The sequence below is a fragment of the Streptomyces sp. NPDC004667 genome (assembly GCF_040609475.1).
GTDB lineage: Bacteria > Actinomycetota > Actinomycetes > Streptomycetales > Streptomycetaceae > Streptomyces.
Map to the genome: position 1 here is coordinate 40,037 of NZ_JBEXKC010000055.1, position 14,007 is coordinate 54,043.

The window sequence follows — 14,007 nt, forward strand, 5'->3', positions numbered from 1 at the left end:
TCAGTTGTCGTACTCGTCCAGCGGCGGGCACGAGCAGACCAGGTTGCGGTCGCCGAAGGCGCCGTCGATCCGGCGCACCGGCGGCCAGTACTTCTCGGCGGCGGTGACGCCGCCCGGGAAGACCGCCTCGTCACGGCTGTACGGGTGGTTCCACTCGCCGCCCAGGGCCGCCGCGGTGTGCGGGGCGTTGGCCAGCGGGTTGTCCTCGACCGGCCACTCGCCGCCCGCGACCCGCTCGATCTCGCCGCGGATGGCGATCATCGCGTCGCAGAAGCGGTCGATCTCGGCCAGGTCCTCGGACTCCGTCGGCTCGATCATCAGCGTGCCGGCCACCGGGAAGGACATGGTCGGCGCGTGGAAGCCGTAGTCGATCAGGCGCTTGGCGATGTCGTCCACGCTCACGCCGGTCGCCTTCGACAGCGGACGCAGGTCGATGATGCACTCGTGGGCGACCAGGTTGCCCGGACCGGTGTAGAGGACCGGGTAGTGGGGCTCCAGGCGCTTGGCGATGTAGTTCGCGCCGAGCACCGCCACCTGGGTGGCGCGCTTGAGGCCCTCGCCACCCATCAGGCGTACGTACGACCAGGAGATCGGCAGGATGCCGGCCGAGCCCCACGGCGCGGCCGAGATCGGGCCGACGCCCGTCTCCGGGCCGGCCGTCGGCTGGAGCGGGTGGTTCGGCAGGAACGGGGCCAGGTGGGCCCGGACACCGACCGGACCGACGCCCGGGCCGCCGCCGCCGTGCGGGATGCAGAAGGTCTTGTGCAGGTTCAGGTGCGAGACGTCGCCGCCGAAGTGACCCGGCTTGGCGAGGCCCACCAGGGCGTTCAGGTTGGCACCGTCGACGTAGACCTGGCCGCCGGCCTCGTGCACCTGGGCGCAGATGTCGGCGACGTGCTCCTCGAACACACCGTGCGTGGACGGGTAGGTGATCATCAGGACCGCGAGCTCGTCGCGGTACTGCTCGATCTTGGCGCGCAGGTCGTCCGCGTCCACCTCGCCGTCGTCGGCGGTCTTGACGACGACGACCTTCATGCCGGCCATCACGGCGCTGGCGGCGTTGGTGCCGTGCGCGGAGGACGGGATGAGGCAGATGGTGCGCTGCTCGTCGCCGTTGGCCCGGTGGTAAGCGCGCACGGCCAGCAGGCCGGCCAGCTCGCCCTGGGAGCCCGCGTTCGGCTGGATCGAGACCTTGTCGTATCCGGTGACCTCACAGAGACGTTCCTCCAGCTCGGTGATGAGCGTGAGGTAGCCCTCCGCCTGCTCCACCGGGGCGAACGGGTGCAGCTGACCGAATTCGGGCCAGGTCACCGGCTCCATCTCGGTGGTCGCGTTGAGCTTCATGGTGCAGGAGCCCAGCGGGATCATGCCGCGGTCCAGCGCGTAGTCCTTGTCCGAGAGCTTGCGCAGGTAGCGCAGCATCGCGGTCTCGGAGCGGTGCTGGTGGAAGACCGGGTGGCCGAGGTACGCGTCCGAGCGCAGCAGGCCCTCGGGCAGCGTGTCGGCGGTGGTCGCGTCCAGGGCCTCGATGTCCGCGCTGACGCCGAAGGCGGCCCAGACGGCGTCGAGGTCGGCGCGCAGGGTGGTCTCGTCGCAGGAGACGGAGACGTGGTCGGCGTCGACCTGGAAGAGGTTGACCCCGCCCTCACGGGCGGCGGCGACGACCTCGGCGGCCTTGCCGGGCACCCGGGCGGTGACGGTGTCGAAGAAGGAGCCGTGCACCAGCTCGACCCCGCCGGCCGTCAGGCCCGCGGCGAGGAGCGCGGCGTAGCGGTGGGTCCGGCGCGCGATCGTGCGCAGGCCGTCCGGGCCGTGGTAGACGGCGTACATGCCGGCCATGACCGCGAGCAGCACCTGGGCGGTACAGATGTTGCTGGTGGCCTTCTCGCGGCGGATGTGCTGCTCGCGGGTCTGCAGGGCCAGGCGGTACGCCTTGTTGCCGTCCGCGTCCACGGAGACGCCGACGAGGCGGCCGGGCAGCGAGCGGGCGTGCTGCTGCTGGACGGCCATGTAGCCGGCGTGCGGGCCGCCGAAGCCCATCGGGACGCCGAAGCGCTGGGTGGTGCCGACGGCGATGTCGGCGCCCAGCTCGCCCGGGGAGGTGAGCAGGGTCAGGGCGAGCAGGTCGGCGGAGACGGTGACGATGGCACCGAGCCCGTGGGCCTGGTCGATGACCGGCTTGATCGCGCGGACGGCGCCGGAGGCACCCGGGTACTGGAGCAGCACGCCGAAGACGCCGCGCTCGGCGATCTCGGCCGGGATCCCGTCGGACAGGTCGGCGACGACGACCTCGACCCCGATGGGCTCGGCGCGGGTCTCGATCACGGCGATGGTCTGCGGCAGCGCGTCGGCGTCGATCAGGAAGACCCCGCCCTTGACCTTGCCCACGCGGCGGGCCAGGGACATGGCCTCGGCGGCGGCGGTGCCCTCGTCGAGCAGGGAGGCACCGGAGGTCGGCAGGCCGGTCAGGTCGGCGACGACGGTCTGGAAGTTCAGCAGCGCTTCGAGGCGGCCCTGGGAGATCTCGGGCTGGTACGGGGTGTACGCCGTGTACCAGGCCGGGTTCTCCATGACGTTGCGCAGGATGACCGGGGGCGTGAAGGTGCCGTAGTAGCCGAGACCGATCATCGACGACAGGACCTGGTTGCGGTCGGCCAGCGAGCGGAGCTCGGCCAGCACCTCGGCCTCGGTGCGCGCCTCGGGCAGGTTCAGCGCCTCGGCGGTCTTGATCACATCCGGTACCGCGGCGGCGGTGAGTTCGTCCAGGGAGCCGTAGCCCACCTGGGCGAGCATCTTCGCCTGCGCCTCGGCATCCGGGCCGATGTGACGCTGCTCGAAGGGGATGCCTCGCTCCAGCTGGGAGAGCGGAATGCGGTTGGCGGTCATGACGGAGGCCTCCTGGTCGTATGACCTGCGAGGGGCACCACGGCGCGGGCACCCGGACGGCCTCCCCCTCTGTCATCTCAACCTGAGAGCTTCACCGGGCCGCAAGGGGATCGCCCCTGAGGTCCGGCTTTCACCGTCGGTGAGGAGAGGAACCGGTACTGCGTGCCCGGTACCCGCCCCTGCTTTCCAGAGTGGCCTCACCACGTGCGGTACGTATGCCTGAGAGATTCCGGGGAGGATTTGCTCCTTCGGCGCCTCCGTCGTACTCACTCGGAGGACTCTCCCGCACAGGGTCAACAGCCATCACCCAGCCTACCAGCGACGATCCGGAGGCTCCCCGAGTGGCCCCCTCTTGAAATATGCACTTTCGTAGTCATTACGAATGACTCGTACCACTGCGACCGTACGGAGGGACCGTGCAGACCGACATCGATCCGCGCAGCCTGATCGGCCGCAAGGCGTTCGACCGCAACGGCGCCAAGATCGGCACCGTGGACGAGGTCTACCTCGACGACGCCACTGGCGTGCCCGAATGGGCCGCCGTCCGGACCGGGCTCTTCGGACGGGACGCCTTCGTCCCCCTGGAGCCCAGCGAAGTGGTGGACGACACCCTGCGCGTGCCCTTCGAGCGTTCCTTGATCAGGGATGCACCCGATTTCGGGGTCGGGCGCCACCTGTCCCCCGAGCAGGAGCTCCAGCTCTACCACCACTACGGCCTGGACGTCTCCCTGCCGACCGACTTCCACCGCCCGCCGCCCGACGAGCGGATCTAGGCCGCCCCCTCCGCCCGCCCCACGAGCGGCAGCGGATCGGAGGACTCCAGTTCGGGATCGTCCATCCGGAAGGTGCGCACCCGCCCGGGCGGCGATCCGGGCCGCTCGAACCGTACGGTCACCCGTCCGACCCCGCTGCCCTGGACCCATCCGGGCCCGTACAGGGCGTGCCGTACGTCGCTCCCCGCCGGCCAGTACCGCGCGGCCGCCGCGTCCGGCCCGCCCGCCTCCACGACGGCCCCACCGGCGGTACCCGCACTCACGGCGGCACCGGTCCCGCCGGCCCCGTCCGGCTCGGCCGCCGCTTCCTCCCCCTCCGGCTCGACGCCCTCCGCGACGGCGCCCTCCGCGACCGCACCCGCCTCCTCCGCCTCCGCCCCGGCGCCGAGCACCTGGGCGAAGAGGTCCTCCTGCGTGTAGTCCGCGAGCCCCGTCACGCCCACCCCCAGCAGCCGCACGCCTCCGGTGGTGTCCACCCCCTCCAGCAGCCGTGCCGCGGCCTCCCGGACCACCGAGGGGTCGTCGGTCGGCCCGCGCAGGGTCTCCGAACGGGTCAGCGTGGAGAAGTCGTAGCGGCGCACCTTCAGCACGATGGTCCGGCCCGAGTGCCCGGAGGACCGCAGGCGCCCCACGCACCGGTCCGCGAGCCGCTGCACCTCGAAGCGGATCCGGACCCGGTCGTGCAGGTCCACGTCGAAGGTGTCCTCCACCGAGACCGACTTCGCGTCCCGCTCGGCGACCACGGGCCGGTCGTCCAGCCCCAGCGCCATCCGGTACAGCCCGACCCCGTGCGCCTTCCCCACCATCCGGACCAGCTCGTCCTCGCCGGCCTCGGCCAGCTCCCCCACCGTGGTGATCCCGGCCCGCCGCAGGTGCTCCCCGGTGGCCGGCCCCACCCCGGGCAGGGTCCGCACCGACATGGGCGCGAGCAGCTCCCGCTCGGTCCCGGGCTCGATCAGCAGCAGCCCGGCCGGCTTGGCCTCCTCGGAGGCCACCTTGGCCAGCATCTTCGACCCCGCCAGGCCCACCGAGCCGCTCAGCCCCGTGGCGGCCTCGATGTCGGCCCGCAGCCGCTCCCCCGTGGCCCGGGCGCTCGCCGAGTCGAAGGCCGTGCCGCCCGCCTCCAGGTCGACGAAGGCCTCGTCCAGGCTCAGGGGCTCCACCAGCGGCGACAGCTCCCGCAGCAGGCCCATGACCAGGTCGCTGACCTCCCGGTAGAGGCTGAAGCGCGGGATCAGGTAGGCGCCGTTCGGGCAGAGCCGACGGGCCTGGGCGGTCGGCATCGCCGAGTGCACCCCGAACCGCCTGGCCTCGTAGGAGGCGGTGGCCACCACACCGCGCGGCCCGAGCCCCCCGACGATTACGGCCTTGCCCCGCAGACTGGGCTTCGACGCCTGCTCGACCGAGGCGTAGAAGGCGTCCATGTCCAGGTGCAGGATGGTCGGCGCGGCTCTCACGGCACCGATGCTGCCCTACGCCACTGACAACGCGGCCACGCTCGCCCCGGTGCCGCTCAGACGGCCCGGTTGCGGCGTGCGGCCAGCTCGTCGGCGGGGTTGTGGCCCACCAGGGTCTCCCCGGTGTCCACCCGCTCCCCGTGCAGCTGCGACAGGGCGTTCTCCACGTCCCGCCACACCACGCCGACGGCGATGCCGAAGACTCCCTGCCCGCCCTGGAGCAGGCTCACCACCTGGTCCGGGGAGGTGCACTCGTAGACGGTGGCACCGTCGCTCATCAGCGTCATGCGCTCCAGATCGTGGAAACCCCTGTCGCGCAGGTGCTGGACGGCGGTGCGGATGTTCTGGAGCGCCACCCCGGTGTCCAGGAAGCGCTTGACGATCTTGAGGACGACCACGTCCCGGAAGCTGTAGAGGCGCTGCGTGCCCGACCCGTACGCGGGCCGCACGCTGGGCTCCACGAGCCCGGTCCGGGCCCAGTAGTCGAGCTGGCGGTAGGTGATCCCGGCAGCGGCGCACGCCGTCGGTCCCCGGTAGCCGACCTGCTCGGGCGCCCGAGCGTCGCTCACCGGTCCGACCGGCGCCGAAGCCGGCTGACGGTGCGCGGAGCCCTGCGCGCCGCCGTGCAGCGGGTACGGCCCAGCGTCACTGCGTGCGGGGGTGCCCCCGGTCGTACCGTCGCCCGTGATCCTCACGCCGACCCTCCGTCCTTGACCTGCCACCTTGAAGGTAGGCAGTGACCAGGGGTGCGTCAACGATCGCCACACTCGGCACGCCGAGTGATAATCACCCTGAGAGTGGTTTCCCGTACCCCATTGCGGGGAAAGGCTACTCGAATGGGCTGAAAGTTCCCGGTGGTCGACGCGGCCCGCGTTTCGCCGTGGCCGCGCCCCTCACACCCCGGCCCTCACTGCGGGCCGGTGCCGAAGTCCTCGGGTGAGATCTGGTCGAGGAACTCGCGGAACTTCTCCACCTCGTCCTCCTGCTCGTCGGGAATGGCGATTCCGGCGTCGTCCAGGACGCCGTCACTGCCGTAGATCGGCGTTCCCGTGCGCAGGGCCAGCGCTATGGCGTCGGAAGGCCTCGCGCTCACCTCGACCCCGCTGGCGAAGACCAGTTCCGCGTAGAAGACGCCCTCCCGCAGATCCGTGATCCGGACCTCGGTGAGCTCCTCACCGACCGCCTCCAGCACGTCCTTGAACAGGTCGTGCGTCAGCGGCCGGGCAGGGGCCATGCCCTGCTGCGCGAAGGCAATGGCGGTCGCCTCCCCAGGACCGATCCAGATGGGGAGGTACCGATCGCCTCCCACTTCACGCAGGAGCACGATCGGTTGGTTGGAGGGCATTTCCACCCGGACACCCACAACGTCGAGCTCGTTCACACAGCAACCCTAGGACCTGCTCGGCAGGTTTGGGTAGTCGGGGCCCCTTCCGGGCCGTCCGATCAGTGTGACCGCACCCCGAGGGCCGTCTGTACCAGGGCCTCGTGCAGCCGTACGGAGAGCCCCACGAGCTCCTTCAGCGTGGCCTCGGCGTGCGCCCTGGTCTGCGGGTTGCGGTGCCGCCGCAGCGGTGCCACGAGCTGCTCCACCAGACCGGCCTCCCGGTCCGCGGCGGCCTTCATCGCCCGCAGGTGGCGGGGTTCCAGCCCGAAACGGCCGAGATCCGCGATCAGGCGGGCCACGGTGACCGCTTCGGCGTCGAACCCCCCGTCCGGCACCTCGGAGATGAGCCCGTACGACTCCCATTCGACGAGCTGCACCTCGTCCACCTCGGCGGCGGCGATCAGCTCGGCCCGGCCCACCCGGGCCACGGTGGGCCGCTCCCGTCCCACCTCCCCGTACAGGGCGACGGGACCGGCCGGGTCCACCGCCTCCCCGTGGGACGCGGGCCCGGGGATGCGGATCTGCTCACCCCGGTCGAGCGCGTCGAGCTGTTCGCGGATGACCTTCAGCGGCAGGTAGTGGTCCCGCTGCAGGCGCAGGACGCGGCCGAGCCGTTCCACGTCGCCCGTGCTGAACTTGCGGTATCCGGAAGGTGTGCGCTCGGGCTCCACGAGCCCCTCCGCCTCCAGGAAGCGGATCTTCGAAATGGTGACGTCGGGGAACTCGTCACGCAGCATGGTCAGCACCGTTCCGATGCTCACCAGCCGCCCGGCGGACCCGGCGGTGCCGCTCTTCGGGGCACCGCCGGTCGGGGTACGCAGCATGGGACCTTCCCTGGGGTCCCCCCGGACCGCGTCCGGGGGAAGGGTCAGATGCCCCGCAGGCTCGCGTAGAAGACCAGCCGGTACTTGCCGATCTGGACCTCGTCGCCGTTGTGCAGGGCGACGGAGTCGATCGGCTCACGGTTGACGTACGTGCCGTTCAGGCTGCCCACGTCGGCGACGGTGAAGCCGCCCTCCTGGCCCCTGCGGAACTCGACATGCAGCCTGGAGACGGTCACGTCGTCCAGGAAGATGTCGCTCTGCGGGTGCCGGCCTGCCGTGGTCAGTTCGCCGTCCAGCAGGAAGCGGCTGCCCGAGTTGGGGCCGCGCCGCACGATCAGCAGGGCGGAACCGGGGGGCAGTGCCTCCACCGCGGCCTGGGCCTCGGGGGACAGCGAGGACGACACGTGCGCTTGTCCCGACACCTCGGCCTCGTAGGCCTCGAGGCCCGAGATCGAGATCGTGGACGTGGTCTCCGAAGCACGCTCCGGCGTCAGACCCGCCCGCAGCGGCGCCCCGCAGTTCGAGCAGAAACGGCTCGCCGCATCGCTGCGGTGGCCACACCTGCTGCAAACCTGCTCGGCCGACATGGACGGCTCCTCGCGCCGCGGCTGCCCCGCGGAGGCATTGGTGGCATACGGGTCGGGGGCAAACCCTCCACCCGCACTTGAGGTTGATGGGTCACCGAAACCTATGCGTCCGGAACCGGCAGGGTCAACAGACGACGCGCCCTGCGCGCCCGAAATGTCACCCGGACCGGCCACCTCGTCACGGAAGAGCGGCCGGTCGCCCTGTCCTTCGCCGTCACCGTGCCCCGCACGGTGACGCGCCGCGCCGCTTTCCTCGCGGTTCTTCTTGCCGAACAACTTCTCAAACAACTTCACGGGCGATTCCCCTTGACCGAAACAGACCCGCCCGTGGGGCAGGACGAACTCTGCATGCACACACCTGCCGACCCGGACATTCTCACAACGTCCGTAACCACCAGACAGTTTCCACCACGCACCGCGACTTCGGTGCGTCGACCCCCCGCAGGCATACGCCCACGTGAGCCTGTCCACGTTCCGCCCCGCGTCACGACGATGACGACCGAGCGTAGTCAGGCTGCTTCGCAGCCCGCAAGGCATCCACAACGATCTTCGCCGACCGTGTGACGGCGACCGTGGCCTGCTCCTTCTCCATGGTCTGCACGACACCGCCCGGGATGTTGAGCGCCGGCTCCAGATCCTGCGGTCTGCCGATCACCCTGAACTCGTAGGGCTGTGTGATCTTCTTACCGTCGATCGAGACCCCTCCGCCCTCGTCCGAGAAGTACGAGCCCGCGACGACGCGCACGCCGTTGATCTGGATCGCCTCGGCCCCGGCCGCTCTCAGCTCCTGGAGGGTGTCCAGCAGCTGGTCGGAGCGCACCTGGCCCTTGGTGTCGGTGATCTTCAGTGTGATCCCCGGCCCCTGAGCAGCCACGGTACCGGCCAGGATGCCCAGTTGGCGCTCCTTCTCCACCGTCTGCCGCCGGGCCTCCTCGGCCTGGTTGGAGCTGCTCTCCAGCTCCTTGCGCTGGTCCTCCAGCTTCTGCTTCTCGTCCTCCAGGCGCTTGGTCCGCCCGTCCAGCTCGTCGAGGATCCGTACCAGGTCCTCCTGACGGGCACCGCGCAGCGGCGCGCTGGAGTCGCTGTTGGACCGCACCTGGATCGCGAGCCCGAGCCCCAGCACGAACAGCAGCAGCGCGACGATCAGTTGGGCCCGGCTGACCCGCGGCGGCCACAGACCGTCCGCCAGACGCCGGCGCCCGCTCTGCTGCGGCTCCCCGGGCCCGGGTCCGGACTCCGGGGCTTCCGCACCGGCCTCGCCCTTCAGGGGGCGCTCGGGGACGTGGGGCTCCTCGGGCGGGGTGTTGTCGTCGCTCATCGCCCTCACGCCCGGAAGACGTGCCGGCGGATGGCCGCGGCGTTGGAGAAGATCCGGATGCCGAGGACGACGACCACACCCGTCGACAGCTGCGAGCCGACGCCCAGCTTGTCGCCGAGGAAGACGATCAGCGCGGCCACCACCACGTTCGAGAGGAACGACACCACAAAGACCTTGTCGACGAAGATCCCGTCCAGCATCGCGCGCAGGCCGCCGAACACCGCGTCCAGCGCGGCCACCACGGCGATCGGCAGATAAGGCTCCACCACGGCCGGCACTTCGGGCCGGACCAGAAGTCCGACCACCACTCCGGCCACGAGGCCCAGTACCGCGATCACGATGCACCCTTCTTCGGCTCTACTGCTGTGGCTGTGCGGACGGTCAGGCTCGACGCGGCCGGCAGCTTCACCTCGTCCACGGCGGACAGGGTGTAGCGGATCCCGTAGCTCTCCTGCAGGACGTGCAGGTACTGGCCGTCCACGGAATCCTGGAAGGCGGTGCCGAGCCGCTTCTTGTCCCCCACCGCGAGGATCTCGTAGGGCGGCACCAGAGGCCTGTTGTCCACCAGTATCGCGTCACCGGCCGCCCGGATCGCCGACAGTGACGTCAGCCGCTGCCCGTTGATCGAGACGGCTTCCGCCCCGGCCTGCCAGAGCCCGTTGACGATCCGCTGCATGTCCCGGTCACGGACCCGGCCGGTGTCCGAGAAACCGGCGCTCTCCCGCGGGCCGCCACCGCCGCCCGACGAAGATCCCTTCGCGTCGTCCACCACCAGTTTGACGCCCGGACCGTGCACTTCGGTTGCACCCGACAACAGGGCCAGCAACCGGGCCCGGTCCCCGCCGGGCTGCTTGAGCACCGCGCCCTGCCGGTCCTCGACCTCGGTCCGCAGCCGCTCGATGTCCCGCTCCAGGCCGTTGGCGTGCGCGTCGGCCCGCTCGACCCGGTCGATCAGCTCCTGGCGCTCCTTGGCCAGCACCGGCGCAGCCACCCGCGCCTGGGCCGCACCCAGGGTGACGACCATCGCGGCGAGCACGAGCCCGGCGGCGAGCGCCAGCTTGGCCTTGAGGGTACGCGGCAGTCCTGCCGTGCCGTCCGCCTCACGCCGGGCCGACGCCTCCGCATAGCCCTCGTCGAGACTGTTGTCCATCACGTGCGTCAGCAGCGACATGGACGCGTCCGGGCGCGCGGGCGGCGGGGCCGGACTCCGGTTGTTGGACGGCTGCGACATGCCGCACATCGTCGCATGTCGCCGCCGCCCACTTCCAATGCGCCGTTCGGAGGACCGGGCCGGGTGACTCCCCGTGCCCGCCCCGCCCACGATCGCGCACCCGGCCGCCCTACGGGGCCGGGCGCCGGTCAGTGTTCCCCGGCGCCCTCCACGACCGCGCCCCACTCGTCGAGCAGGGCCTGCGCGGAAGCGTCGTCGGGACCCTCGGCCCACAGGTGGGTGACGGCCTCCGCCGGGTCCGGCAGCACCAGGGCCCACCGTCCGTCGGTCTCCACGACGCGCACGCCGTCCGTGGTGTCCACCTGCCGGTCGCCGGCCGCCTCCACGACCCGCCGCATGACGAGCCCCTTGGCCGCCCACGGCGTCGGCACGTCCCGCTTGAGCACGTGCGCCCGCGGGATGCGGGCATCGATCTGGCTCAGGGTGAGCTGGGTGCGCGCGACCAGTCCGATCAGCTGGACGAACGCCGCCGATCCGTCGAAGACGCTGCTGAACTCCGGGACGATGAACCCGCCCCGGCCGTCGCCGCCGAAGATCGTGGTCTCCTCACGGCCCACCCGCGTCAGATCGTCGGGCGAGGTCGTCGTCCACTCCACCTGCGTACCGTGGTAGGCGGCGACCTGCTCGGCGACCCGTGTCGTGGTCACCGGCAGCGCGACCTTGCCGCTGCGCTTCTCGGCGGCGACCAGGTCGAGCAGGACGAGCAGGGCCCGGTCGTCCTCGATGATCCGCCCGCGCTCGTCCACCAGCGAGATCCGCTCACCCACCGGGTCGAAGCGCACGCCGAAGGCCGCCCGTGCCGAGGCCACGATCTCCCCGAGCCGCACCAGTCCGGCCCGCCGGGACTCCGCGGTCTCGGTCGGCCGCGACTCGTCGAGTCCGGGATTGATCGTCAGCGCGTCCACCCCGAGCCGGCCCAGCAGGCTGGGCAGCACGAGTCCGGCGCTCCCGTTGGAGGCGTCCACGACCACCTTGAGGCCGGAATCCGCGATGCCGGTCGTGTCCACCCTGCGCAGCAGCGAGCCCGTGTACGAGTCGAAGACGCTCGACGGGAACTGGAGGTCGCCGATCTCGCCGGGGAAGGCACGGCGGTACTCCTGGCGCGCGTAGACGCGGTCCAGCTTGCGCTGCTGCGCCTGCGAGAGGTCCGCACCCCGCTCGTCGAGGAACATGATGTCCACCGAGTCCGGCACCCCGGGAGAGGTCCGGATCATGATCCCGCCCGCGGCTCCCCGGGCGGTCTGCTGCCGGGCGACCGGCAGCGGTACGTTCTCCAGGTCGCGCACGTCGATGGCGCTGGCCTGGAGGGCCGAGATCACGGCCCTCTTGAGTGCTCTCGCGCCTCGGGAGTGGTCACGGGCCGTGGTGACGATGGCCCCCTTCTTCAGGGTCGTCGCGTAGGCCCCGGCGAGTTTGACCACCAGCTCCGGGGTGATCTCGACGTTCAGGATCCCGGAGACCCCACGGGCACCGAAGAGGTGCGCCTGACCGCGCGACTCCCAGATCACCGAGGTGTTGACGAACGCGCCGGCCTCGATGGTCTTGAAGGGGTAGACGCGCACGTTGCCCTGGACGATCGATTCCTCGCCCACCAGGCACTCGTCACCGATGACGGCCCCGTCCTCGATCCGGGCGGCCCTCATGATGTCGGTGTTCTTGCCGATGACGCAGCCGCGCAGGTTGCTGTGCTGCCCGATGTACACGTTGTCGTGCACGACGGCCTTGTGGAGGAAGGCCCCGCTCTTGACGACCACGTTCGACCCGACGACGGTGTGCTCGCGGATCTCGACGCCGGCTTCGACCTTGGCGTAGTCCCCGATGTACAGCGGCCCGCGCAGGACGGCGTCCGGGCTGACCTCGGCCCCTTCGGCGATCCACACGCCGGGGGAGATCTCGAAGCCGTCCATGTCGACCTGGACCTTGCCCTCGAGTACGTCGGCCTGCGCCTTGACGTAGCTCTCGTGCGTGCCGACGTCCTCCCAGTAGCCCTCGGCCACGTAGCCGTAGATCGGCCGGCCTTCCTTCATCAACTGCGGGAAGACGTCACCGGACCAGTCGACGGAGACGTCGGCGTCGACGTAGTCGAAGATTTCCGGCTCCATCACGTAGATGCCGGTGTTGATGGTGTCCGAGAACACCTGCCCCCAGGTCGGCTTCTCGAGGAAGCGCTCGACCTTGCCCTCCTCGTCCACGATGGTGATGCCGAATTCCAGTGGGTTCGGCACCCGGGTCAGGCACACCGTGACCAGTGCGCCCTTCTCCTTGTGGAAGTTGATGAGGTCGGTGAGGTCGAAGTCCGTCAGCGCGTCACCGGAGATGACCAGGAAGGTGTCGTCCTTCAAGGCCTCCTCGGCGTTCTTCACGCTGCCGGCGGTGCCGAGTGGCTTCTCCTCATTGGCATAGGTGAGCTCCATTCCGAGCTCCTCGCCGTCACCGAAATAGTTCTTGACGAGTGATGCCAGGAACTGAACGGTGACCACGGTTTCGCTGAGTCCATGCCGCTTCAGCAGCCTCAGCACGTGCTCCATGATCGGCCGGTTCGCCACCGGCAGGAGCGGCTTGGGCATGCTTGAGGTCATGGGGCGAAGCCGCGTACCTTCGCCACCGGCCATCACGACGGCCTTCATGTCGGAAGAGTCCTCCTAGAGAGATGACGGTCTGGCCGACCTCACCCGTCCCGGACGGTGACTCCGCTACTCCTCCGCGTCAGTACCGGCGCCGAGTGAGCTCAATCGGCCGTGGCATCCGCCTTCACGAGACGGCGGACCTGCACCACGTATAGGATTCCTGCCCACCAATAGAGCGTTGTACCCCAACCCGCGAACGCCCATCCGAAAACGGACGCCGTCCAGGCCAACCAGCCGGTACCGTCGCTCAGCAGCAGCAGCGGGAAGGCGTACATCAGGTTGAAGGTGGCGGCCTTGCCCAGGAAGTTCACCTGGGGCGGCGGATAGCCGTGCCGACGCAGGATCCACACCATGACCAGCAACATTGCCTCACGGGCAAGCAGCAGCCCGGTCAGCCACAGGGGCAGGATCTCGCGCCAGGTCAGCCCGAACAGGGTGGTCAGGACGTAGAGACGGTCCGCGGCGGGGTCCAGCAACCGCCCCAGATTGCTGATCTGATTCCAGCGTCGCGCGAGTTTCCCGTCGAGGTAATCACTGATCCCGCTGAACATGAGGACGACCAGCGCCCACCCGTCGTAGCCCTCCAGGATCAGCCAGAGGAACAGGGGTACGCCGACGAGGCGAGCCATGCTCAGGATGTTCGGAATGGTGAAAATTCGGTCAGTCTGAACCCGAGTCTCCTGGACCTCCACCCGGGGGCCTCCACTGTGACGCTAGAAATGGTCGAATCGCTGCCCCCTGACCCTACAGGAGTCCACGAGCGGACCGGCCGGCCCCTGAACGCAGAAAAGCCCCGCACCATAAGGTGCGGGGCTTTCCCACAATGATTGTTCGGCGGCGTCCTACTCTCCCACAGGGTCCCCCCTGCAGTACCATCGGCGCTGAAAGGCTTAGCTTCCGGGTTCGGAATGTAACCGGGC

12 protein-coding genes, 1 rRNA gene and 1 riboswitch are annotated in these 14,007 nt (G+C 70.1%); of the genes, 1 reads left to right on the forward strand and 12 read right to left on the reverse strand.

The features are described from left to right. The gene (gene gcvP, locus ABZW32_RS26710) at window positions 1-2,886 is read right to left on the reverse strand and encodes an aminomethyl-transferring glycine dehydrogenase (RefSeq protein WP_356220272.1); all 2,886 of its coding nucleotides are present in this window, start codon (window positions 2,884-2,886) and stop codon (window positions 1-3) included. Between the two features lie 197 nt (window positions 2,887-3,083). After that, window positions 3,084-3,182, reverse strand: a riboswitch (glycine riboswitch). Window positions 3,183-3,302: 120 nt separating this feature from the next. On the opposite strand from gcvP, the gene ABZW32_RS26715 reads away from it, so the two are divergent. Further along, complete coding sequence (locus ABZW32_RS26715; RefSeq protein WP_356220275.1) at window positions 3,303-3,659, forward strand: PRC-barrel domain-containing protein; 357 nt, start codon at window positions 3,303-3,305, stop codon at window positions 3,657-3,659. On the opposite strand, the gene ABZW32_RS26720 is transcribed toward ABZW32_RS26715, so the two are convergent. From ABZW32_RS26720 to rrf, 11 genes are all read right to left on the reverse strand, one after another. Continuing rightward, complete coding sequence (locus tag ABZW32_RS26720; protein ID WP_356220278.1) at window positions 3,656-5,116, reverse strand: DNA polymerase IV; 1,461 nt, start codon at window positions 5,114-5,116, stop codon at window positions 3,656-3,658. The two genes, ABZW32_RS26715 and ABZW32_RS26720, sit on opposite strands and share 4 nt — an antisense overlap. A gap of 56 nt (window positions 5,117-5,172) precedes the next feature. Next, window positions 5,173-5,811: a MerR family transcriptional regulator gene (locus ABZW32_RS26725; RefSeq protein ID WP_356220280.1), complete on the reverse strand. Its 639-nt coding sequence runs from the start codon at window positions 5,809-5,811 to the stop codon at window positions 5,173-5,175. Between the two features lie 212 nt (window positions 5,812-6,023). Continuing rightward, window positions 6,024-6,497: a bifunctional nuclease family protein gene (locus ABZW32_RS26730; protein ID WP_007262890.1), complete on the reverse strand. Its 474-nt coding sequence runs from the start codon at window positions 6,495-6,497 to the stop codon at window positions 6,024-6,026. 62 nt (window positions 6,498-6,559) lie between these two features. Then, complete coding sequence (locus ABZW32_RS26735; protein ID WP_356220282.1) at window positions 6,560-7,324, reverse strand: MerR family transcriptional regulator; 765 nt, start codon at window positions 7,322-7,324, stop codon at window positions 6,560-6,562. A 44-nt stretch (window positions 7,325-7,368) separates the two neighbouring features. Next, window positions 7,369-8,313, reverse strand: coding sequence for an FHA domain-containing protein (locus ABZW32_RS26740; protein WP_356220309.1), 945 nt, complete (start codon window positions 8,311-8,313; stop codon window positions 7,369-7,371). Window positions 8,314-8,395: 82 nt separating this feature from the next. Further along, window positions 8,396-9,229 (reverse strand): DUF881 domain-containing protein, encoded by an 834-nt coding sequence (locus tag ABZW32_RS26745; RefSeq protein ID WP_356220284.1) that lies wholly within the window; start codon window positions 9,227-9,229, stop codon window positions 8,396-8,398. A gap of 5 nt (window positions 9,230-9,234) precedes the next feature. Continuing rightward, window positions 9,235-9,567, reverse strand: coding sequence for a small basic family protein (locus ABZW32_RS26750; protein ID WP_030158423.1), 333 nt, complete (start codon window positions 9,565-9,567; stop codon window positions 9,235-9,237). Beyond that, window positions 9,564-10,469 (reverse strand): DUF881 domain-containing protein, encoded by a 906-nt coding sequence (locus ABZW32_RS26755; RefSeq protein ID WP_356220288.1) that lies wholly within the window; start codon window positions 10,467-10,469, stop codon window positions 9,564-9,566. Before ABZW32_RS26755 ends, ABZW32_RS26750 begins: the two co-directional genes overlap by 4 nt. Window positions 10,470-10,588: 119 nt before the next feature. Next, window positions 10,589-13,087 (reverse strand): mannose-1-phosphate guanyltransferase, encoded by a 2,499-nt coding sequence (locus ABZW32_RS26760; protein ID WP_356220291.1) that lies wholly within the window; start codon window positions 13,085-13,087, stop codon window positions 10,589-10,591. Between the two features lie 101 nt (window positions 13,088-13,188). Next, the gene (locus ABZW32_RS26765; protein WP_356220294.1) at window positions 13,189-13,779 is read right to left on the reverse strand and encodes a CDP-alcohol phosphatidyltransferase family protein; all 591 of its coding nucleotides are present in this window, start codon (window positions 13,777-13,779) and stop codon (window positions 13,189-13,191) included. A 137-nt stretch (window positions 13,780-13,916) separates the two neighbouring features. After that, window positions 13,917-14,007, reverse strand: a 5S ribosomal RNA gene (rrf, locus tag ABZW32_RS26770); the annotation flags it as partial.